Annotated in this window: 16 protein-coding genes and 1 pseudogene; 6 read left to right on the top strand and 11 right to left on the bottom strand. The window is 61.9% G+C overall.

Translation table 11 applies throughout. The features are described 5' to 3' along the window. Positions 1 to 2: 2 nt before the first annotated feature. The gene (locus AC1D1N_RS18520; protein ID WP_477350248.1) at positions 3 to 302 is read right to left on the bottom strand and encodes a DUF2259 domain-containing protein; all 300 of its coding nucleotides are present in this window, start codon (positions 300 to 302) and stop codon (positions 3 to 5) included. Positions 303 to 474: 172 nt separating this feature from the next. Between AC1D1N_RS18520 and AC1D1N_RS18515 the strand changes: the two genes are divergently transcribed. Beyond that, the gene (locus AC1D1N_RS18515; protein WP_477350246.1) at positions 475 to 2382 is read left to right on the top strand and encodes a propionyl-CoA synthetase; all 1908 of its coding nucleotides are present in this window, start codon (positions 475 to 477) and stop codon (positions 2380 to 2382) included. A 291-nt stretch (positions 2383 to 2673) separates the two neighbouring features. Next, the gene (locus AC1D1N_RS18510) at positions 2674 to 3402 is read left to right on the top strand and encodes a metallophosphoesterase family protein (protein WP_477350244.1); all 729 of its coding nucleotides are present in this window, start codon (positions 2674 to 2676) and stop codon (positions 3400 to 3402) included. Between the two features lie 178 nt (positions 3403 to 3580). On the opposite strand, the gene AC1D1N_RS18505 is transcribed toward AC1D1N_RS18510, so the two are convergent. Further along, entirely contained in the window at positions 3581 to 4567 is a 987-nt protein-coding gene (locus tag AC1D1N_RS18505; protein ID WP_352582245.1) for an NmrA/HSCARG family protein, read from the bottom strand. A 174-nt stretch (positions 4568 to 4741) separates the two neighbouring features. On the opposite strand from AC1D1N_RS18505, the gene AC1D1N_RS18500 reads away from it, so the two are divergent. Next, positions 4742 to 5668: a LysR family transcriptional regulator gene (locus AC1D1N_RS18500; protein WP_477350241.1), complete on the top strand. Its 927-nt coding sequence runs from the start codon at positions 4742 to 4744 to the stop codon at positions 5666 to 5668. Positions 5669 to 5785: 117 nt separating this feature from the next. On the opposite strand, the gene AC1D1N_RS18495 is transcribed toward AC1D1N_RS18500, so the two are convergent. From AC1D1N_RS18495 to AC1D1N_RS18470, 6 genes are all read right to left on the bottom strand, one after another. Further along, the gene (locus AC1D1N_RS18495) at positions 5786 to 8164 is read right to left on the bottom strand and encodes a polysaccharide biosynthesis tyrosine autokinase (protein WP_477350239.1); all 2379 of its coding nucleotides are present in this window, start codon (positions 8162 to 8164) and stop codon (positions 5786 to 5788) included. Between the two features lie 182 nt (positions 8165 to 8346). Then, positions 8347 to 9243 carry a UTP--glucose-1-phosphate uridylyltransferase GalU gene (gene galU, locus AC1D1N_RS18490; RefSeq protein WP_192249535.1) on the bottom strand — a complete coding sequence of 299 codons (897 nt, stop codon included), beginning with the start codon at positions 9241 to 9243 and terminating at the stop codon, positions 8347 to 8349. 141 nt (positions 9244 to 9384) lie between these two features. Continuing rightward, complete coding sequence (locus AC1D1N_RS18485; protein ID WP_477350237.1) at positions 9385 to 10335, bottom strand: glycosyltransferase family 2 protein; 951 nt, start codon at positions 10333 to 10335, stop codon at positions 9385 to 9387. Beyond that, positions 10325 to 11275, bottom strand: coding sequence for a glycosyltransferase family 2 protein (locus tag AC1D1N_RS18480; RefSeq protein WP_477350236.1), 951 nt, complete (start codon positions 11273 to 11275; stop codon positions 10325 to 10327). Before AC1D1N_RS18480 ends, AC1D1N_RS18485 begins: the two co-directional genes overlap by 11 nt. Continuing rightward, complete coding sequence (locus AC1D1N_RS18475; protein WP_477350234.1) at positions 11272 to 12270, bottom strand: glycosyltransferase family 2 protein; 999 nt, start codon at positions 12268 to 12270, stop codon at positions 11272 to 11274. The genes AC1D1N_RS18480 and AC1D1N_RS18475 overlap by 4 nt, the downstream gene beginning before the upstream one ends. Before the next feature lie 44 nt (positions 12271 to 12314). Further along, on the bottom strand, positions 12315 to 13487 hold the full coding sequence (locus tag AC1D1N_RS18470; protein ID WP_436257818.1) for a glycosyltransferase: 1173 nt from the start codon (positions 13485 to 13487) through the stop codon (positions 12315 to 12317). Positions 13488 to 13970: 483 nt separating this feature from the next. Here AC1D1N_RS18470 and AC1D1N_RS18465 point away from each other — a divergent pair, with 483 nt between their 5' ends. From AC1D1N_RS18465 to AC1D1N_RS18455, 3 genes and pseudogenes are all read left to right on the top strand, one after another. Then, positions 13971 to 15257: a glycosyltransferase family 4 protein gene (locus tag AC1D1N_RS18465; RefSeq protein WP_477350231.1), complete on the top strand. Its 1287-nt coding sequence runs from the start codon at positions 13971 to 13973 to the stop codon at positions 15255 to 15257. Between the two features lie 282 nt (positions 15258 to 15539). Then, a complete protein-coding gene (locus tag AC1D1N_RS18460) occupies positions 15540 to 16334 on the top strand; it encodes a family 16 glycosylhydrolase (RefSeq protein WP_112560566.1) in 795 nt (264 codons plus the stop codon). Between the two features lie 329 nt (positions 16335 to 16663). Next, positions 16664 to 17716, top strand: a pseudogene (locus tag AC1D1N_RS18455) (polysaccharide pyruvyl transferase family protein); the annotation flags it as partial. Between the two features lie 225 nt (positions 17717 to 17941). Here the strand turns inward: AC1D1N_RS18455 and AC1D1N_RS18450 are convergent. The 3 genes from AC1D1N_RS18450 to AC1D1N_RS18440 all read right to left on the bottom strand — a co-directional run bounded on the left by AC1D1N_RS18450 (position 17942) and on the right by AC1D1N_RS18440 (position 21608). Beyond that, positions 17942 to 19405 (bottom strand): lipopolysaccharide biosynthesis protein, encoded by a 1464-nt coding sequence (locus AC1D1N_RS18450; protein ID WP_352582265.1) that lies wholly within the window; start codon positions 19403 to 19405, stop codon positions 17942 to 17944. Next, on the bottom strand, positions 19402 to 20685 hold the full coding sequence (locus tag AC1D1N_RS18445; protein ID WP_477350229.1) for a glycosyltransferase: 1284 nt from the start codon (positions 20683 to 20685) through the stop codon (positions 19402 to 19404). The genes AC1D1N_RS18450 and AC1D1N_RS18445 overlap by 4 nt, the downstream gene beginning before the upstream one ends. Positions 20686 to 20792: 107 nt before the next feature. After that, the gene (locus AC1D1N_RS18440) at positions 20793 to 21608 is read right to left on the bottom strand and encodes a glycosyltransferase (protein ID WP_477350227.1); all 816 of its coding nucleotides are present in this window, start codon (positions 21606 to 21608) and stop codon (positions 20793 to 20795) included. Positions 21609 to 21652 lie beyond the last annotated feature (44 nt).

Here is a 21652-nt window from a genome sequence, read left to right as displayed (position 1 = left end):
GCCTACTTTGCCGCCTGCGCCCGTGCCTGCTCCACCGTCGTGGTCGCCTCTTCCGACTCGTCGACGACGAGGATCGGCTTGCCGCCGACGAATTCGTCGGTTCTTGTGTCGATGACATCGATCTGCGACCAGCCGGAAACGGCGGCGTCGATCTCGCCATATTGCTCGAAGGCGAAATAATTGCCGTCGGGCGAAAAGCCGATGATGCGCCTTGCGGCGGCATCGCCGGCCTGGGCGGCGGAAACGATCGTCAACAGCAGCGCTGCACCCGCAGCAAATCCAACCCCGTATCGCATCATCATTGCGCGCCCTGCCCCGATTTCAAACCCGGCCAATCGTGCCTGCAATTTATGGCCAAGGCGAGATCGACTATCCGCCGAATTTCGGGAGCCACATGGCATTTGGGGGGAGACATGGCCGCGAAAACCCGCATAGGCTATTGCAAGACAGGGAATTTTCCCGAGGGAGGGATGAATGGCGTCACGCTACCACGAGGTCTACGCCGGCTGGAAACGTGATCCGGAACAGTTCTGGGCCGATGCCGCCGAGGCGATCGACTGGTATTCGCCGTGGACCAGCGTGTTCGACGCCAGTGCGGGCGTTTACGGGCGCTGGTTCAACGGCGCCACCTGCAACACCTGCTACAACGCCATCGACCGCCATGTCGCCGGCGGCCGCGCCGACCAGATCGCGCTGATCCATGACAGCGCCATCACCGGCACGGTCAAGAAATTCACCTATGCCGAGCTGAAGCGCGAAGTGGTGGCGCTGACGTCGGTGCTGAAGAACCGCGGCATCGTCAAGGGCGACCGCGTCATCATCTACATGCCGATGGTGGCCGAAGCGGCGATCGCCATGCTCGCCTGCGCCCGCATCGGAGCGGTGCATTCGGTGGTGTTCGGCGGCTTTGCCTCGCACGAGCTTGCCACCCGCATCGACGACGCCAAGCCGAAGCTGATTATTTCGGCGTCGTGCGGCCTGGAGCCCGGACGCGTCGTCGCCTACAAGCCGCTGCTCGACAAGGCCATCGATATGTCGCGTCACAAGCCGGACGCGTGCCTGATCCTGCAGCGCGACCAGCTGCGCTGCGAGCTAAAAGACCATTACGACATCGATTTTGCCGACGCGGTTGCGCGGGAGCGCGCCGCAGGCGCCAATGTCGACTGCGTTCCGGTGCTCGCCACCGACCCGCTCTACATCATTTACACTTCCGGTACGACCGGCCAGCCAAAAGGCATCGTGCGCGACAATGGCGGCCATATGGTCGCGCTGAAATGGACGATGGAAAACGAGTTCGGCGTCAAACCGGGCGAAGTGTTCTGGGCGGCCTCCGATGTCGGCTGGGTGGTCGGCCATTCCTACATCGTCTACGGGCCGCTGCTGCATGGCGCGACAAGCGTGCTGTTCGAGGGCAAGCCGATCGGCACACCCGACGCCGGCACCTACTGGCGGGTGATATCGGAGCACAATGTGGTGGCACTGTTCACCGCGCCGACCGCCTTCCGCGCCATCAAGGGGCAGGACCCCAAGGGCGAGTTCGTTGCGAAATACGATTTGTCGAAGTTCCGCACGCTGTTCCTCGCCGGCGAGCGCGCCGACCCCGAAACCATCAAATGGGCGGAACAGAAACTCAATGTGCCGGTGGTCGACCATTGGTGGCAGACCGAGACGGGATCGCCGATGACCATCAATCCGGCGGGCCTCGGCCTGCTGCCGGTGAAATACGGCTCGCCCGGCGTGCCGATGCCGGGCTACGACATCCGGGTGCTCGACGATGCCGGCCATGAAGTGCCGCGCGGGATGCTCGGGAATGTGGTGGTGAAACTGCCGCTGCCGGCCGGCTGCCTGCCGACGCTGTGGAACGCCGACGCCCGCTTCCGGCAGGCCTATCTTGATGAGTTCCCCGGCTACTACAAGACCGCCGACGCCGGCATGATCGACGAGGACGGCTATCTTTATGTCATGGCGCGCACCGACGACATCATCAATGTCGCCGGCCACCGGCTGTCGACCGGCGCCATGGAAGAGGTGCTTTCAGCGCATCCCGATGTCGCCGAATGCGCTGTCATCGGCATCGCCGACGCCATGAAAGGCCAAGTGCCGCTCGGCTTCGTCGTGCTCAATGCCGGCGTCGCCCGCGATGCCGCTGCCATCGAAAGCGAGGTGGTGGGGCTGGTGCGCGAACGGATCGGTCCGGTCGCCGCCTTCAAGACGGTGGTGACGATCAAGCGGCTGCCCAAGACGCGCTCCGGCAAGATCCTGCGCGGCACCATGCAGAAGATCGCCGACAAGGAAGAATGGACGATGCCGGCGACCATCGACGATCCCGTCATCCTCGACGAGATCACCGTGGCGCTCAAGGCCCGCGGCATCGGAATCTGACCACTCGCGCTGCGGGGGCCAAGCCGGCACAGAGGCGTGGTGGCGATCGGCTGAGCCACGGATCCGGCTGCTGCTCGACCACAAGGCGGTCTGATCGCCAGGCCTTGAGGCCCGCGGCGAAAGCAGCCGCCGTTATGGAATTTCCAACGCCTGCCATGTATCCACGGGTTTGCGGCGCGTCACAAAGGCGCGCCAGTGGAAACGAAACCCGATTTTCGGCAGGCATCGAGCCCAGTGGCCTTGTTTCAGCGATCCAGACCCCCTCGGCCGGCGCCGCGCGAGCGCCTGGAAATGGATATGGAGGATACCGTCGTCTACGCGATCGGCGACGTGCATGGCTGCTACAAGGAATTGCTGTCGCTGGAGGAGAAGATCGCGCTCGACGGGCTGCAATTTCGCGGGCGCAAGATCATCGTCATGCTTGGCGACTATATCGATCGCGGGCCGCAATCGGCGCGCGTGCTAGATCATCTGCTGGCGCCGCCGCCGAAAGGGTTTTTGCGCGTCTGCCTGGCGGGAAACCATGAAGTGGCGATGCTGAACTATCTCGACGGCTATCTGTCGCGGGACAGCTGGCTGGCGGTCGGCGGCCGCGAGACGCTGTTTTCCTACGGCGTCGACCCGGAGCGACTCAGCAGCCTCTATGCATCCAGCGACGAGGTCGACAGGCGCATAAGGGAGGTCATCCCCGTCGATCATATCGACTTCCTGCGTAGCCTGCCGGTGTTGCTCTGTTCGGAGAAATTCGTGTTCGTCCATGCCGGCATCAGGCCGGGTATCGACCTTGTGGCGCAAGACGAGCAGGATCTGCTCAACATCCGCGACGAGTTCTTCGATGCCGCCCATCTGCTCGACCGCTTTGTTGTGCACGGGCACACGCCGGTCGACACTCCCAAGCTCGACGGGCGACGGCTCGACATCGACACCGGCGCCTTTCACACTGGCCGGCTGACCGCCGTCAGGATCGCCGGCAAGTACGGCCGGCTGCTGTCGTCCGGGAATCAAGGGCAAGTGCCTTAGCCAGAGCAATTCCGGGAAAGTGTGAGCGGTCTTCCCGGAGAAAGCGCGTAGCGCTTTCCCGAAGGGAATTGCGTAAAAACAAAGAGATAGCGTGGTTCGGGCCGCTCCAAGTCTTTTGCGGCAATTCCGGAAGAACACCCCGCAACGCCGTCATAGCGCGAGCACGGTTTCGCTGCTCTCAGGTCGGCGCAAGCTCGGCCTCAGGGGTGGCGCCATAGGACAGCAGGTCGCCTTGCCATTTGCTGCGCTTTAGGAACTGCTCCCATGTCAATGCATGCGGATCGATTTTACGGCTCCAAGTCAAGTCGCGCTCGGGAGCGAAATAGCCATATTCGACGGCGTACTCGTTCATGCCCACCAACTCGCGCACGAAAGGCTCGTTGGCAGCAAACATCGGAAAGTGGCGCAACAAGTCTTCGCGCGAGTACGCGGAGGCGTAGCGCGCCGGCTGCCCGGTGACGCGCACAAACGTGTTCACCATTTCCTGCGGCGAGATAAGCTCGCCAATAACCGGCAGGGCTTTGCCAGCGTATTGCGCCGGGTGATCGAACATCTCGCGCACCGCTGGTCCGGCCGCGGTGAGCGGATCACAGAACGGCATGGGGGCGTCCGGCGGCAAGTATATGGCGAACGTTGTGCCGTCCTTCCCGCGTTGAGGTACGTAGTATTCCAGGAAGTTGGTGTAGAAAAACGCCAGGTACACGAACGAGCTGCGAACGGGCAAGGAGCGAATGTAGTCCTCTACCCTCGCCTTGTCCGTGAAGTGCGGCGCCCACTTGGTGCCGCCAGTGCGCGCTCTGACGTTTTCGAGCGAGCTGAAAACCACATGTTCGACGCCAGCGGCCACCGCCGCATCGGCCAACTCCTTGCCGAGGGCAAACTCGGGTTCCTCTGGCTCCACCGTGACAATGTTCGGCGTCATCAAGTACGCACCGGCCGAGCCTTTCAGAGCCTCGGTTAGCTCGGCCTGCCTGCCGATTTCAAGGGGGGCCACCACGACTTCGGCACCCTTTCGCGCCAAGGCTTGCGCGGGCTGGCTATCGAGGCGCCGAGTCAGGGCGCGTACCCGGTAGCGCCCACTATCGAGCAGGGCATCGGCGACACTGCGGCCTTGCTTACTCGAGGCACCGACAATAGTGATCAAAGGCTTATCGGCTTGGGTCATGCTATTTCTCCTAGTCTTGAGGGCGTAGACTGTTTCCGATCGTTCCCCATCAGAGCCCGCTAAAGCAGTCAGCGCGACGAGGTCTGTCCTAGACCACGAAGTTTCGGCTGCTCCGAGCTATATTTGAAATCGTAGAAATGTTCGGCTACTATCCATTCCATGGATACCAGGCGCTTGGACCTCAATCTGTTGGTTACCCTGGAGACGCTGCTGGTCGAGCGGAACGTCACGAAGGCGGCTGCCCGACTGCACCTGAGCCAGCCAGCGGTAAGCGCCCAGCTAAACCGTCTCAGGCATGAGTTCGATGACCTACTGCTAATCCCTGCCCAGCGGGGGATGACGCCGACGGTCAAGGCAATGGAGTTGCTCGATCCGTTGCGCCAAGCCCTTGATCAAGTTCGCGCCACGGTCGCCTCGCACAGGAACTTCGATCCGAAGAAGGCCAAACTGACCTTCGCAATCGCTTGTACGGATTATCTGCAAGCGGCAGTGGTCAAGCCGCTCGTTATGGAACTCCGGACGCGAGCGCCCGGTGTTCGCGTCGCGATACGCAATCTGGACGTGCCGCAGATGGAAGCGCAGATGGCACGCGGTGATGTGGATTTGGCACTTATGACGCCGCAAGCGGCCCCGCCAGGTCTTCGCACTCGGCATCTGTTCGATGAGCGCTATGTGCTCATCGGCCGTCGGAAGCATCCGCAGCTGCGGGATGGAATCACGGTCGCTGAATTTGCTAAGCTGGAGCAAGTGATCGTATCCTTGGACGGCGGCGGCTTCGTGACGCCGGTGGACAGTGCTTTGGCAGCTCTCGGACACAGGCGTAACGTGGTGCTCTCTGCGGCTTCGTTCCTGCTCGTCCCCGAGATCGTGTCCCACTCCGACTTCGTGGCGCTGGTCCCGGAACGGCTGGTACGCGGCTCTGCCGACCAGCTTGAAGTGATAGACTGTCCATTTCCCGTTGAAGGCTTTGCGGTGGGAATGGTGTGGCATGAGCGCGGTCACGGACACAGCGGCCAACGCTGGATCCGTGAGACTATTGTCTCGCTTATCGCGCATCGATCCTCTTCTCAGGTGCGCGAAACTCACAGCCAGAGCATTTGACCGTTTCACGGAAACGGCGAACTGCTCTATCTCTTTGTTTTCACGCAATTCCCTTCGGGAAAGCGCTACGCGCTTTCTCCGGGAAAACCACCCACACTTTCCTGGAATTGCTCTAGACTAGGCGGCCGTCTTCGACCGCAGGTCCGATTTCTCCAGATAATAGGTCGAATAACGATCGAAGAACTTCTCCGAGCCGCCGAGCGAGCCGTATTTCGCCAGCTTCTTCAGGTCGACTTTGTTGAGCACGGCGCCGACGATCTTGTTGGCAACATAGGGCTCCTGTTCCAGCAGCGAGCGCACCATGGCGCGCGGTGTGCGGCCCCATTCGGCGACCAGCACGAAACCGTCGACCAGCGGCGCGAAGGCCTTGGCGTCGACCACGGGGCCGAGCGGCGGCAGGTCGACGACGATGTACTCGAACGTTTCCTTGGCGTTGTCGATGAAGCGCCGCATGCCGGCCGACGAAAGCAGCTCGCTGGTGTGCGAGAACTGGCCGCGCAGCACGGCCGGGATGATCGCCAGTTTGGTCTGGCGGTCGACCTTTCCGACCGACTGCCAGGTCTGGCCGTTGACCACGGCTTCCATCAGCCCTTGCTCGGCCTCCATGCCGAGGTTGCGGCTGAGGCCCGGATTGCGCAGATCGGCGTCGATCAAAAGGGTTTTCGAGCCGTTGGCGGCAAGCAATCCGGCCAGATTGGCGGCGACCGTCGACTTGCCCTCGCCAGGCAGGATCGAGATCACACCAATGACCCGGCTGCCTTGCCCTTCCATGACGACGTCGAAGGCGATCTTGGCGTTGCGCAGCGTTTCGGAGAACATCGATGCAGGCGCATCAACGCTGACCCGCATGCGCGCCCGTTTCTCGGCCGCCGACAAGGTGTTGGTGCCTTTGGCATCCGCCGCACCCTCATCGGCATCCTTGCTCAGCCTGCCGCCGATCGTCGGCAGATAACCCAGGAATTTGAGGCCGACGCGATCGCGAACGTCCTCGCCGGTCCTGAAGAACCGCTCGTTGAACTCGTTCAGGCCGCCAAAGCCGGCGCCGAGCAGCACGCCAAGCACCAGCGCAAGCGCCAGCACCCTGGAGGTGCGCGGGCTCGAGGCGGAAAGCGGTGCTGACGCATCCGAGATGATGCGGACCTTGCCGACCGGGAAGGACTGCTGCTGCGAGGCTTCCTCATAGCGGCCGAGGAAAGTCTGGTAGAGCGTGGTCAGCGCCTGCGCCTGCTGGTCGAGTTCGCGCAGCTTGACTTGGCTCTGGTTGTCGACGGAGCTCTTGCCGGCGGCGTCGGCGATCTTCTGCCTCAACGCCGTCTCGCGCGACAGAGCCACTTCATATTCGTTGCGATAGCTTTCGGTCAGCTGCTTCAACTCGCCGAAAATCTGCGTCGACAGATCGGCCTTCTCCTTGGCCAGCGCCACGGCTTGCGGATGCTCGGCGCCGAAATTGGCCGTCACGTCCTGCAGTCGCTTGGCGACCGTGAGATAGCGGGTCTTGAGCGTTGCAATGACCGAGCTCGCCGGCTGGTCGCTCGATATGGCGGAATCGTTGAAGGCGTTGTCGGAACCGCTGTCGACGATGGCCTTGTATTGCTGGTAGCGGGCGCCGGCGCGCGCCGTATCGGCCTGCGCGACGATCAGTTGGGCGGTGAGGTCGGCGATCTGCTTGTCGCTGATCAGCTGACCGTCACTGTTGGCGGCCAGGCCGTGCTCGGACCTGAACTTCTCGACCGCGAGCGCCGCTGCCTGCGAGTTCTGCCGAAGTTCGGTCAGCCGGCCCTGCAGCCAAACCGCCGCGCGCTCGGTGGCGTCGAAGCTGGCGTTGAGCTGGTCGGCGAGATAGGCGTCGGCATAGGCCTTGGTGATGGCGGTGGCCAGCGCCGGATTTGTCGATTGGTAACCGATGGCAATCACATAGCTGCGGCCGGTGCGCTGTGCCAGCACCTCGCTCTGCAGCTTCAGCACGGCATAGTCATGGCGCGCCGTCTGCATCATCGCCTGGCGCGTCGCTTCATCGACATTTTCCATGCCGGGAATCTGGCCGGCGGAACTTGAGCGGAAATAGCCGACCACGCCGCGCACGAAGCCGATGCCCTTGGCCACGGCTGATTGCGGCGGGTTCATGAATTCTGCGTTCTGGTCAAGCTTCAGCTTGTCGACCACCACTGAGGCCAGCCGCGCCGAGTTGATGATTTCGATCTGGCTGAGAAGGGCGGCATCGGTCTGCATGGTGACGGATGTAGCCGAGATGTCGTCGACCACCTTGTTCAGGCCTTCGTCGATCAGCACGCTGGCGACCGACATGTATTGCTTGGGCGTGGTCTGCAGATAAAGCACGCCCATGAACAGGCCGATGATGGCGCAGACCGCCACCACCTTGACCTGCCGCGCCGCCATGCCAAGCAGGCGCTCGACGTCGATGAAATCTTCACCCTTTTCCTGATCGGTGTTGGGCAATGGCATCCTCTTGTCGAGAGGAAAGCTGGCATAATTCATCTTCGGTCCAATTCTAGGTTACAGGCGCCGGAGCGAGACGGGCTTCTCGCCCGAAGCTGCGGAGATCGGGGGCGAGATATGCAACGCAAGCTTCGTGCCATCTGGCGCCGGGCCTGAAGGGCCAGGCGCGCAAGCATGGGCTGCGCCATCGTCCAAACGCATATGCCCTCGAAAGATGGGCATTATGCGGCCACTTCCTGACGCTCATGCGACCGCACGAACGCCTGCAGCATTTCCAGCACCGGCCCCTTCATGTCGTCGCGCGCCAGCGCGAAGGCGATGGTGGCCTCTATGAAGCCTTCCTTGGAGCCGCAGTCGAACATGCGGCCGTTGAAGGGCTGGGCGTAGAAAGACTGGCTTTTCGACAGGCGGACCATGGCGTCGGTAAGCTGGATTTCGTTGCCGGCGCCGCGCTGCTGGTTGCCGAGCAGTGAGAATATCTCGGGCTGCAGGATGTAGCGGCCGTTGATGTAGTAATTCGACGGCGCGTTGGCCGGCGCCGGCTTTTCCACCATCGCCGTCACCTCGAAGCCGCCGCCGGCCTCAGCGCCCCGGCCGACAATGCCGTATTTGCTGGTCTCAGACGGGTCGCAGCGTTCAACGGCGATGACGTTGCCGCCGGTCTGCTGATAGAGATCGACGGTTTCGGCCAGGCAGCCGCGGCTGCCGAACGACACCATGTCGGGAAGCAGGAGCGCAAACGGCTCGTCGCCGATGACTTCGCGCGCGCACCACACCGCATGGCCGAGGCCCTGCGGCGACTGCTGGCGGATGAAGCTGGTCGCGCCGGCCACCGGCAGCATGCTTTCGAGCGCCTCCAGCTGGGTCTTCTTGCCGGTCTGCTCAAGCGTTCCGATCAGTTCAGGATGCAGGTCGAAATAGTCCTCGATGACAGCCTTGTTGCGGCCGGTGACGAACACGATGTGCTCGATGCCGGCTTCGAAGGCCTCGTCCACCGCATATTGGACGACGGGCCGGTCGACGACGGGCAGCATTTCCTTGGGCATCGATTTGGTCGCCGGCAGGAACCGTGTTCCGAGCCCCGCCACCGGGATGACTGCCTTCCTGACTTTCTGCATCTGGTATTCCTTCTGAGAGAAAAGATTTCTACCTATCGCCGGCTGATTCATTGTTGGAGCATGATCTCGGACAAAACGGGAACCGTTTTGTCCGAGAAAACCGGTTCCCACTTTTCGGGATCATGCTCTGGCCCGCATGCTTCATCTCCCCGTCCCCACGGCAAACTGTGCCGCAACCCTCCGCAGCCGGACGGCGATCGGCATCGACATATGCCTGACAGCTGCCGGATCACTTAGCGCGGTGCGTATCGCCTTCAACGGCGAGCGCGCCTTGATGTGCTGGACCAGCGACAGGAACGATGCCGCCTTGCGCAGGCTGCGGGCGCGCCTGGCGAAGGCGGCCGCGGCAGCCGCGTCCATGGAATTGGTCTCCGCGAAGACCGCATCGGCCTTGCGCATCGCCTCGACATGGTGAAGTTCGAGCACACGCGAGATCGAGCCTGTGCGGATGTGGTAGATATAGCCGGTCGTCGGCTCGACCACGCATTTGCCGCCCTTGGCCAGCGCGTTGGCGAGCAGGATGTAATCCTCGCCGATGCTCAGATTTTCATCATAGCGGAGCCCGTTTTCGGTCAGGAAGCGGCTCTGGAAGATCGGCTTGAGATAGCCAAGATTGAACGTGGATTCGAAAACGATGTTGCCGGCGATGTAGTCGGCGAGCGTGATTTCACGCAGGCCTTCCAGATATTCGGCGGGGAACATCGTCGCTTCGGCAACGCCGTCCTCGCGCACCACCTGGAGGTTGTCGACGGCGATCACAGCGCCTGCCTTTTCCGCCCGCGCGATCATGGCGGAAAGCCGCCCGGGAAGGACGGCATCGTCGGAATCGAGCACCGCGACCCAGCGGCCGGAAGCCAGCTCGAGCCCGGCATTCCTGGCGCCGCCCGGTCCGCGGTTTGCGGGCAATGCGACGACGCGGACGGTGTCCTGCGGGTAGGCTCTTGCGACGTCGAGCGTGTTGTCGCGCGACTGGTCGTCGACGACGATGATTTCGACGCTCACATCGCGCTGGGCCATGGCGCTGACGATCGCCCGGTCAAGCGTGGCCGCGGCATTGTAGGCGGCGATGACAAAGGAGACGTCAGGCCGCACGCTTGCCTCCCTGCTGCGGGGATGGCAGGCCGTATTGGCGGATCTCGCTGATACCGACCAGGCCGCTGACGACGCCGACATGCATGATGCCGCGCAGCACGCTGCGGTTGCGGCGAACCGGGCTGATCGCCGTCAGTGCCGCCATGCCGAAACAGTAGGCGGCCTTGGCCGAGGCAAGGCCGACGTCCTTCACGCGTCTGGCAGCACCGGCATTTTGTCCGATGAGGTGGCCATGTGTCTGGCCGAAGCGGAAGCGGCGGCGGCGCAGCCAGTCGAACGCGGCTCGGGCGGAAGGCACTACTTCCTCGACCCAGGCTTCCGGCGCGAAGGCGATGCGGCCACCGTCCCTGACCATGCGATCGAAGAATTCAGTGTCCTCGCCGCCGCTTTGGCCGCGCGCCAAGCTAAAACGCCGGTCGCGCAGGCTGTCGGCGCCCATTCTGAGCAGCACGTTGCAGGTGTAGCCGGTGCGGATTTCGCCCTGCACCCAGACCGGCAAGGTCGAATGGAAATCGCCCTTGCGCATCCAGTCCGGCGCGTCCGCGCGGTAGAGCGCCCGCACCGGACCGAGCACGGCCTCGGCGCCGCTCGTCTCGGCGGTGGCGACCAGCTCGGCAAGCCATTGCGCGGAGGCGGTTTCGTCGTCGTCGATGAAGGCGACAAAATCCGCCGTGCTGGTGTCAAGACAGGCGTTGCGGGCGACCGAGATGTTGCGTGCCGGGGCGTGCCGGTAGCGGACCAGCAGCTTCAATTCCCGCGCCAGCTCGGTCACCAGCGACTCGGCGGTCGGCTCGTCGTCATTGTCGGCAACGATGACGCCGATGCCGAAGCCGGCAGGCATGTTCATGGCAGCGAGCGAGCGCAGCGTGTCGGCCAGTTCCGGCCGGCGAAACGTGCAGACGCAAATATCGATGCGGCGATCCCTCGAGGCCATGCTCATGACGCCACCTTGCGCTGCGATCCCGCCCCGAGCAGTTGCAGCCAAAACCCGACCGACCAGCCGAAATGCATGACCATCGCCGAAATGCCGGTCAGCACATTGTTGGGGTTGCGCTGGGCAATCGCGGTCCACACGCCATAGCCGAGACACACCGAGGCCCAGACCAGCAGCGGCACCGCCGCTAGCCAGTGGATGAAGGAAAATGCCGCGAGAAGAACGACAGGCGCCACCAGCAGCGGGATCATCTGCCGTACCTTCGGGATCATGCCATGCTTGAGCACATTCTTGGCGCGGCCGCGGCCATAGCCGAGATATTGGAAATACAGGCCCTTCAGCGAGGAACGTGGATAGTAGACCATCTGCGTCTTGCCGCTCATCCAGATGCGATAACCGGCCTGGCGCAGCCGGTAGTCGAGCTCGGCATCCTCATTGTGGCTGAAGGTCTCGTCATAGCCACCGACCGCGGTGAAGGCTGAAATCCGGATCAGCGCGTGATGGCCGTGATCGACCCATTCGCCGGCCGAGAGGTGCCTGTGCTTGGAGCCACCGGTGCCCAATTTGGAATTCTGCGCCGCCGCGACCGCTTTCTGCACCGCGCCGCTGCCGCTGGTCAGCATCGAGACGACGACCGAATCGGCTGATGTGGCCAGCGCCTCCTCGACCAGCCGGTCGCAATAATCGGCGGGATACCCGCCATGAGCGTCGATGCGGATCAGATATTCGGCGCCGGCGCCGTAGCTGGCGACGGCGAGGTTGATCGCGGCGCTTTGGATGCGCTTTGGGTTGTGCAGGAGGATGACCTGGGGGTCCTTGGCCGCAACCGCCTCGACAATGGCCAAAGTGCCGTCGGTGCTGCCGCCGTCGGCAACGACGATGCGGGCGCCGAGCCTTAGCGAGGCTGGCCTCAGTTGCTCGAGCAGCGCCCCGATATGCGCCGCCTCGTTCAGGCACGGGATAACGATCAGGCTTGGCGGAAGCGCTTTCGTTTGCGTCATCGGCGCCTTCCCGCGCTCTGTATTTTTGTCATCGCCAATCATCCCTAAGCCAGTGCCTCGGTGACGAAGGAGCCGGGTGAAACCACCAGGCCGCGCAGCCGGTCGACAAAGGCGCGGCAGTCGCTGCGGTCGTAGCTCCAGGTTCGCGGATTGCGGGCCAGCACGCGCGCCTTGGCCTTGCCGAAGCGCTCCTGGTCCATGCGGCCGAGCGCGGTTTCCAGCGTCTGCGGCGTGGGGTCGGACAGCAGGATGCCAATGTCCTGCTGGTTCAGGAACCGCCCGGTCTCGGTGTTGCCCATCGAGATCGGCACCGCGCCGAAGCGGCAGCCCTCATAGAGACGGTTGGGCAGCAGCCATTCCGAATTCTGCCCTTCCTCGAAGAAGTCGATGGCCCAGGAGAAATGCACTTCGCCGTAGATCGCCGCCATGTCCTCCGGGTTGCGGTAGGGGCCACGGAAAGAGAGATAGGGCTCGGCTTCGACAAAAGCGTGGAAATCCGGGAATTCAGAGAGTGCCGGACGGCCCCGCAGGACGACCTCGAAGCGCCCGCCCTGGCGGCGGGTGAAATCGGCCAGCAGCTCCAGCGAGCGGCGGCAGCGCAGCGCGCCGAACCAGCCGATGCGCCATGGCGGCGCGACAGGGTTTTCGGCCTTCAAGCGATCGTCCGTGGAGACCGGCGCGGTTTCGAAATATTTGTTTTCGACCAGCTCCACCGGCGCCGCGACTTGCCCGAACGGCTTGAAATAGTTGGCGATGAAGGCCGGCGAGCTGGTCACCAGAAGCTTCACGTCGCGGGCGAGATAGCGTTCCGCGGTGCGCAGCGCCCGGCCCAGCATGTCGTTGCGCAGCACCAGGCGGTGGATGTCGAGGCATTCGTAGACAATCGGCACGCCACCGCGAAAGGCTGCCTTGGCACGTCTGGCCAGCGCCAGCATTTCCAGATTGCGCGCGATGATGAGATCGGGCTTCGGCATCGCCCCAAGCTTCGAGCCTATCGACAGCGCCGCCCTGGCGACCGCCGCCATGCGCTGGCCGAATCGGCCGTCACGCGTCGCGCCAAGGTCGATCGGCTGCAGCCCCTCGACGTCGGGAACAGCATTTGTGGTCCGACGGAAGCCGGCCAATGTGACCCGCGCGCCGCCTGCCCTGAGCATTATGATCCGCCGGCGCACGGCCGGGTCGGAAACGTCGTGCACAAGGTACAAGACATGCAGCATGAAAACTCGACCGCTATTGGCCCACCCAAAGGAATGCTAACGCAGCTTTTGCTGCATCGCAACATTTTTGGTGCACCGTAGCAAAATTAGCCACCTCTACCGCGCCGCACAAATATATCGCCAGAAGTCGGTAGCGCGCAAAAAGTGGCTACACAGGTGAGCCCCAGAACATGGTACGACCTGCGGAGCCGGCAGTTTCGGGCAATTTTGCCCCGTGCGCGGCAAAATCGCGATCCGATCACGCCGACCACCAAAACTCCGATGTCGATGATCGTGGTAAACCAATTGCTAATATTGTGTTGCACCGCAACAAAAAATGATGTTGAATTCACCCTAGGGAAGTTGGGGTTTTGAATTGGCCAGGGGATCCGCGCTGCATTCTGTTGCAGTGCGGGATGATGAGCGCATGGCAGCTCAGCTGCACTTTTGGAATAGCTTGCGAAGACCCCTGATGCCAACTGTTTAAATACGGGTGGGTGCTGTATGGGCAAGTCTCTTCGTATTGCCGTCTATGACGACAAGTATCCGACCAGTTTCGTTACGCCGCGAGCGTCCCGACATACGATCCTGCGACAGCGATTTCTGCCGTTCAACCTGGTCTCGTCGAAGCTGGAAGGTGTGACGCTGATCGAACCTGCTCTGTCCGTTGACATGGTGCATGCGTTCAACCGGATACCTGTCAATTCCTCGAAGTACATCATGTCATTCGAATCCCATTTGCCGCGGCAGTTCGCGCTTCGCAAACGCGGGCTTATGGCGCGATATCTGGTCTCGCGGATCACCAACCCCGGCTGCCGCCGCATTGTCGCCTTATCGCATTTTGCCCGCAGATGTTTTCTGGCCCAGCATGCCGGAAATCCGCAGCTAGACCTCCTGACCGCAAAGCTGATGGTTCGTCACCCGAATATCATCGTGCCCGCGGTTGAGGATGCGATGTCCCAAGACACTGCAGCGGAACTGGTGCTGACATTCGTCGGTGCCCATTTCGGCCGCAAGGGCGGATGTGTTGCGGTCAAAATCGCGGAAAAGGCGTTGGAGCAGAATTTGCCAATCCGGGTGAACATCGTTTCCAGTCTCCAGGTTGGCGGTCCCATATGGACAGACCCGACAGCTCCAGGGTTCTTCGACCCCTATCTCAAACTGCTCGGACTGAAGAATGTCCAACATCACGGGGTGCTGCCAAACCAGGCGGTGCGAAAATTGCTGCGCAATTCGCATTTCGGCATCCTCGCCACGTTCGGCGATACGTTTGGGTACTCTGCACTGGAATCGATGTCCGAGCACACTCCGGTTCTTGGGACGGGGGTCTGCGCTCTGCCGGAATTCCTCGAGGACGGCGTCAACGGGATTTCATTGCCAGTGAAGCTGAACGAGGTCGGTGATTGGTGGAACCCGGGATACGACTTCCGCGGCGACGCGAATTTTGCCCAATATTTCCGCGATGAAGTCGAGCGCCTTGCCTGCTTAGCCATTGACCGGTTGAAGACCTATATCGGCCACCCCGAACTGATGGCGCCGCTACGGCGCCAAGCCCGCAGGACGGCGGAAACCATGTTTGCGGCCGAACCCGCAGGCGCATTTCTCGATGCGCTTTACGATCGTGTTGCGCTAGAGCGCGCGACGGATCCGGCGCAACTCGATCCGGCTCTTGACGTTTCCTCTCCGCAATCCTTGCCGGCTGAATCCTTGCCGTCCGTATCATCGCCGTTTGTGCCTAATGAAAATACACCGGAGCAACCCCACCGTATCCCGACCGCCTCCGCGGCTTGAGCACCCGGGCACCGCTCCGAAAGTAGCGACCGCGGTTGCTTTGCTGTTGCGCATTGGCCCACCGATCGGAAGGGGGCGGTCTATTCCCGGACGGCGCGGCAGAGGAGAGCGAATTTGCTGCTTTGCAACATTTTTGATGCAGTGCGGCGAAAAATTGCCATATCCTTGGTGCACGGCTCAATCATCAAGGTGGCACGTAAGCTGCTTCACGTCGAAGAGCCGCATCAAACGGCCGGCTTGAAGTCGCCGCCGAAAGGTTAAAGGCGCCAACGGAGGCCATGCATGAATTGCACACGCAGAAAACTCCTGGTGCTTCTGGCTGCCTCCACGGCAGTGCAGTCGGTTGCTGGACAGGCGCTGGCGGAGAGCGTTGTGGCAGGAGCCGGGGACGCTGCCCTCGACAAGCTTCCCGACTGGTCGGCGGTCAAGCTCCAGCTCTGGAAATACACCAATCCCTTCGTGCCGTCGCAATGGAGCGAGCCCAAGCTCGGAGGCTATGACTGGAAGGCCGCGAACGTCAAAATCGTCGACGGCGCACTCCAGCTTAGCGTCAGCGAGAAAGCGTCCGCGGAGGTGATATCCGGCGGCAAATCCGATTTTTCATCGGCAAGGTGGGAAGTGGACGTAACGCTCCCGACGATGAAGCCTGGGTTGATCGCAGCGCCGCTTTGGACATTCAACGACAAAGCCCATGAGGAAATCGATTTTGAGATCGTCGGCACGAAAGGGTTGCAGCTCACCGTCTGGGCGGACGTCGACAACCAGCACAAGAGCGTTTGGGTAAAATGGATCCTGCTTGGGGATCTGTCGGGCAAGCGATACCGCCTTGGCATAGAGTATGAGGCCGGGAAACGCGTTGCCTTCTTCATCGACGGGAAGGAAGCTGCTGTGGTTACGCCGGCTGACACCAACGGCGGCGCCTTTCCGAACCATCCCATGAAGCCATATTTCGACCTTTGGGTTGCGGCAGGCGCTGTCATGGACACACGCTGGGCCGGCAAATGGGAGCCAATGGCTGCCTCGGACAGATTGGTCATGACACTTCACGGTTACAGGCGAAGCGATATCGCCCCGTGAGGGCAAGAAACCGGCAGCGAAAGCTGCTTATGTCGAATATCGAGCAGATGGTTGGTCGTGCCGGTGTGACTGATGCTGCATCGCAACATTTTCGGTGCGGCGTAGCAATGAGTGCACGTTTTTTGTTGCAGTGCAAAATTGATCCGCTAATCTCGGACTTGCTTGAGTGCCGCTCGAGCCGTGCGTTGGCCATCAGCCCGGTGCAACGCCCTAAATCGTGACGCGGACCGCATCGGGATTGTCCTGGCGTGCAGCATTTTCGGTCACTACGCCCGTCTTGAGCACCGCTGGCCTGGCCGCGGGGTTTGCTGACGAAATGAGGTAATTCCATGAAGATCGTCGTCGAAAACACAGTCTGCCTGAATACCGGGGATGCGGCGATTCTGCTGGCGATCCGCCACATTCTCAAGACGATCGTGCCGGGCAATTTGCGGTTCGCCGTGTTCGACAGCCAGCCCGAGGTTGCAGAAAGGCTCTATCCGAAGAAGGATTATCCGGACCTCGAATTTCACAAGCTGCTGTCGGAATCCCTGTTCCGATACAAGAATGGCAGCGGGCTGAAGGACCGGTTCAAGCCGATCTACAATCGGCTTGTACTCCAGGCTTTGCGCTGGTTTGGCAACAGCAGCGCGCTTGGCACTTTTTTCAGCCAGGGCGACCGGCACGGTCTCGACACTTACGCCGACGCGGACATGGTGGTCACGACAGGGGGAACCTATCTCGTCGAGAACTACAATCTCGAACGACGCCTCAATCAGTTCCGGCTTGATGCCATATTTGGCAAGGATCCGGTCTTCTTCACGCAATCCCTCGGCCCGTTCAACAAAAGTTACAACCGCCAGGAGCTTGGCCCGATCTTTGACCGCAGCCCGCTCATCCTGCTGCGCGATGAACGGTCGCGGACCCATATCCAGGATCTGGTGAAGGATCTCGGCAAGTGCCACGTGGTGGCCGATGCCGTATTCGCCCTGGCCGATACCGATAGGATCGGCAAGTCACTCGCTTCCAGCCAGCCGCCGGCGCCGACTGGCAGCGTCGCCATTTCCGTACGCCATTGGAACTACGTCAGCGACGGTGAAGGCGGCATGCGCCGCTATCTCGATTCGATCCGCGAGATCGCCACAATTCTTGTCAAGGACCTTGGCAAGGAGGTGACCTTTGTCTCCACGTGTCAGGGCGTGCCGGAATATGCCCATGACGATTCCAAGACCGCGCGGGCGATCGTCGCGGAGCTCGATCCTGAGATCGCCAGGCATGTGACCGTCGACGCAGCGTTCCACACGCCGGACCAGTTGATGGCGCTGGTGAAGGGCTTCGACTTCGTCGTCGCGACGCGCATGCACATGATGATCATGTCGCTTTGCGTCGGCACGCCGGTGCTGCCGATCGCCTATGAGTTCAAGACCAAGGAAGTGGCCAAGCGCATAGGTGTCGACGATGTGCTGCTCGACATCGACACCGTGACGCCCGCAGAGGCGCGCGAAAAGCTCGGCCGGTTTGCGGGAAATCTCGACCGCTATCGCAAGACAAGCCTTCAGGCCGTGCTTGAGGAACACGCTTCGGCAATGTCGGCCACAAACCTGCTGGCGTCGCTGATCGGTAGTCGCTCAGCGGATGTTGCGCGCGGCGTTGGACAGGGTGGTGAACAAAGCGCGTCGCGATTGCGGGACGGCAAGCATGAAAACGAGACCGATGCCGTAGTTGAGGGCAAGCGCCAGAAAGACCGCGAGCAGGTCTGACTGGCCGGTCAGCGACGCCGGCAACCACAGGTACAAGAACCAGGCAAGCAGGGACGAGGCGATGAAAAGCCCCTGCATAAGCAGGAAGTCGGCGGCGGTCACCGGACCGACGCGATGGACCAGTACCGCGAGCACGGGAACGCGCAACACGTAACCGCTGATGGCATAGGCCGCGGCAACGCCGACGGCGCCCCAGTGCAGGCCGACGACGAAGGCAGCGACGGTCGTCAGCGACGAATAGATGCCCCAGTGGAACATGGTCTTCGTCTTGCCCTGACAGATGAATATCCACCCCGTCGTGCTTGAAACGGACTGGACCAGGCTGGCGATGCCCAGCCAGGCAAAGATCGGCGCGACCGGCGCCCAGCCCGCACCGAAGAGAAGTCCGACGATCTGATCGGAGGTCAGCGTCAGCGCGGCGATGCCCGGCATGGTAACGGCTGCCAGCATCCAGTTGGTGCGCACGTAGATATCGCGAAAGCGGGCCTTGTCGTCGTGGATGCGGCTGAGCAGCGGCACCATAACCCGCGTCAGCGGCTGGTTGATGTTCTGCAGCGGGAACAGCAGGAGCTTGTAGGCGCGGTCGTAATAGCCGAGCTCGATCGCACCGGAATATTTTCCGATGAGAATGTTGTCGAGATTGCGCGAGAAGAAGTTGGCAAGGTTAAAGCCGGTCAGGTTGGCGCCAAACGACAATATGTCGGCGTCGACTTTCAGGTCCGGCCGCAACGGCGTCCATCGCGCCACCCGCCAGGCGGCAGCCAGGGCGACAACCGCCGAAACCGCCGGGCCGATGACCAGCGACCAGTAGCCGAGCCCCGCATAGGCCGCGATCGCGGCGGTCAGAAGTCCGGCAGCGGCGCTTATCACGTCGTTCAGTGCGAGCTGGCCGAACTGCAGGTGGCGATTCATCAACGCCAGCGGCACCGCGGCCAGACTGCCGAGAAGCAGCGGCAGGGCGGAGCCAAGGGTGATGCCGGACATGCGTTGATCGCCGTAGAACGCGGCGACGGCAGGCGCCAGGCCGGCCACCACCACGGCACTGCCCAGCCCGACCAGCGCGCTGATCCAGAACACCTGGTTGAGCTGCTGGTTGGTGATGTCCTTGCGCTGAACCACAGCCTGCTGCAGGCCCAGATTCTGAAGCAGTCCGACAAAGGCCACGATCGGCCCGACGGAAGCCACCAGACCGAAATCCTCGGGAACGAGCAGACGGGCGAGCACGATGACGGAGAGAAACTGGATCGCCATCTTGAAGCCCTGGGCGCCGATGGTAACCAGCCCGCCGCGCAGGGCGACACGACCGAACTGGGGGGGCGGATTGGCGTTCATGCAAGCGACCTCTTTTCGCCAAGCTGCATGGCGATTTCCACGAAATGTTGGTTCAGCAGATCGGAGTTGAACTCCGCCTCGATCTTCTTGCGCGCAGCGAGGGCGATCTCTTCACACGGCTTCGGGTTCTCAGCGATCCAGGCAAGTTTGCCGGTCAGCGCCGCAACGTCCCGCTCAGGCACGAGAAAGCCTGTCTTGTGATCATCGATCAGTTCGGGAATCCCGGAATGATATGTGCTGACCACTGTCAGGCCGGCGGCCATCGCTTCCATCAGCGAAACCGGAATGCCTTCCAGATCGCCATCGCGCGCGCCGACGCTGGGCAGCAGGAACACATGCGCATCGCGCAGACGCTGCTTGACTTCGCTGTGCGGCCGGGACCCAAGAAAACTCACCCTGTCGGCGATGCCGAGATTTGTAGCGATCGCCTTCAACTCCTCAAGAAGTTCTCCGCCGCCGATCACCGAATAGACCCAGTCGCGGCGCGGCAGGCCGGCAAGCGCGCGAAGTGCATATTCGATGCCCTTCTTTTCGGTCAGGCGGCAGACCGAGATGAAAGAGAGCGTGGCCTGCTCCCACGAGCGCCACTGGTAGTCGATCTCATTTGGCCGCACCCCCATATGGTGAACTACAACCTGCTCGGGCGATGCACCGACCTCAATCAATGCGTCGCGGAAAAATGCGTTTACCGGCAGTTGAAGAACGCCCTTTTCGAACACGATTTTGTAGCGCGCGAGCGTATTGTCATGCAGCGGCTCGCCGACATCGCGGCCGTGAAATATCGTCACCAGGGGGGCGGAAATCCTGCCGCGCTTGATGGCGCGCGCCACGCGCATGCCGTTGTTGCCAAAGTGGGCGACGATGACGTCGGCGCCCTGCAATTTTCGCGCGTGAGCAATGTCGATGGCAGTCGAGAGCTTGTCCCAGAACCTGCCGGACCACTTCCTGAGCAGCGGGCGATAGCGACCCAGACCGCCCCACCAGCATACGACCTTTCCTGGCAGCGCCTGCCAGCGCGGATCGTCGATATTGCGGTCCTTGCCGAAGGATGTCTCGTTGCAAACGACACCGACTTCCATGCCGCGCTCAAGGCACCCGGCTATCTGGTCGAGAACGAAAGTCTCGGACAATGAGGGAAACTTGTCGACTACGAAGCAAATCTTCATCGGCAGGATGCGCCCGTGCGGGGAGCTGGTGTGCCCCTGACGACAGCCGGGCGGAAAACATCGTGCGCGAGGCACAAGACATGCAGCATGAAATTCGACCGCTGTTTGGCCCACCCGCGCAGACGTTAGTACAGGTCTTGCTGCACTGCAACATTTTTGGTGCAGCGTAGCAAGATTCCCTCGATTTGGCGTCTCTGCCGATCAATCGCTCAAGGGCGGTGTCAGCCGGCAGACGAAGGATCCGCCCAGCCCTCGGCAACGCCGACATGCCTGGCAGGTTCAGGTGCAAAGCCTTGCGCGGCCAGTTGGATAACGATCTGCGCAAAACGTTCGTTCAGAGCATCTGCGTTGAAGTCCTCCTCGACCTTGCGGCGTGCGGCAAGCGCGATGCGCTCGCATTCCGCCGGATGCTCCGCGGCCCAGGCAAGCTTGCCGGCAAGCAGTGAAACGTCTCGCTCGGGTGCAAGCAACCCTGTCTCACGATCCTCGATGAGCTCCGGGATTCCGGAATGATACGTGCTCACCGCAATCAACCCGGCGGCCATCGCTTCCATGAGCGCGACCGGAATGCCTTCCATGTCGCCGTCACTGGCGGTGATACTCGGCAGCAAGAAGAGATGTGCCTTGCGAAGCCGTTGTTTCACCTCCGCGTGAGGGAGACTGCCGAGGAATGTTACGCGCCCGGTCAAACCCAGTTCCAGCGCCAGCTTCTCCAGATCCATCCGCAGTGGGCCGTCGCCGATAATGTCGTAGCGCCAGTCCATCTCAGGATGGGAGGCCTTCAGGGAGGCCAGGGCGCGCAAGGCGAACTCGACGCCTTTCTTTTCGACCAGGCGGCAAACCGTCGTCACGACCAATTGGGTGCCTTCCCACGATTCCCAGCGATAGCCGATTTCGAGGGAATCAATTCCCATATGATGAACCGTCGTGCTCGACTGGGACAGGCCGGCCTCCAGCAGCATCGTGCGGAAGTAATCGTTGACGGGCAGGTTCAGGGTCCCATGCTTGATCAGTCCAGCGTATTGCGTCGAGAGCACTGCCTGCCGCGCCGTGAAAGATGGTTATGACCGGTGGTTTGAGA

The sequence above is a fragment of the Mesorhizobium sp. P2_B5 genome (genome assembly GCF_056404775.1).
Note: the sequence above shows the minus strand (reverse complement) of the source record. Positions and strands in the feature narration are given on the sequence as shown.

Excerpts from the sequence above, each read along its gene's own strand:
- AC1D1N_RS18480 (WP_477350236.1), bottom strand. The coding sequence starts at position 11,275 with ATGAGCATGGCCTCGAGGGATCGCCGCATCGATATTTGCGTCTGCACG.
- AC1D1N_RS18520 (WP_477350248.1), bottom strand. The coding sequence starts at position 302 with ATGATGATGCGATACGGGGTTGGATTTGCTGCGGGTGCAGCGCTGCTG.
- AC1D1N_RS18495 (WP_477350239.1), bottom strand. The coding sequence starts at position 8,164 with ATGAATTATGCCAGCTTTCCTCTCGACAAGAGGATGCCATTGCCCAAC.
- AC1D1N_RS18460 (WP_112560566.1), top strand. The coding sequence starts at position 15,540 with ATGAATTGCACACGCAGAAAACTCCTGGTGCTTCTGGCTGCCTCCACG.
- AC1D1N_RS18475 (WP_477350234.1), bottom strand. The coding sequence starts at position 12,270 with ATGACGCAAACGAAAGCGCTTCCGCCAAGCCTGATCGTTATCCCGTGC.
- AC1D1N_RS18470 (WP_436257818.1), bottom strand. The coding sequence starts at position 13,487 with ATGCTGCATGTCTTGTACCTTGTGCACGACGTTTCCGACCCGGCCGTG.
- AC1D1N_RS18510 (WP_477350244.1), top strand. The coding sequence starts at position 2,674 with ATGGATATGGAGGATACCGTCGTCTACGCGATCGGCGACGTGCATGGC.
- AC1D1N_RS18450 (WP_352582265.1), bottom strand. The coding sequence starts at position 19,405 with ATGAACGCCAATCCGCCCCCCCAGTTCGGTCGTGTCGCCCTGCGCGGC.
- AC1D1N_RS18515 (WP_477350246.1), top strand. The coding sequence starts at position 475 with ATGGCGTCACGCTACCACGAGGTCTACGCCGGCTGGAAACGTGATCCG.
- AC1D1N_RS18505 (WP_352582245.1), bottom strand. The coding sequence starts at position 4,567 with ATGACCCAAGCCGATAAGCCTTTGATCACTATTGTCGGTGCCTCGAGT.
- galU (WP_192249535.1), bottom strand. The coding sequence starts at position 9,243 with ATGCAGAAAGTCAGGAAGGCAGTCATCCCGGTGGCGGGGCTCGGAACA.
- AC1D1N_RS18465 (WP_477350231.1), top strand. The coding sequence starts at position 13,971 with ATGGGCAAGTCTCTTCGTATTGCCGTCTATGACGACAAGTATCCGACC.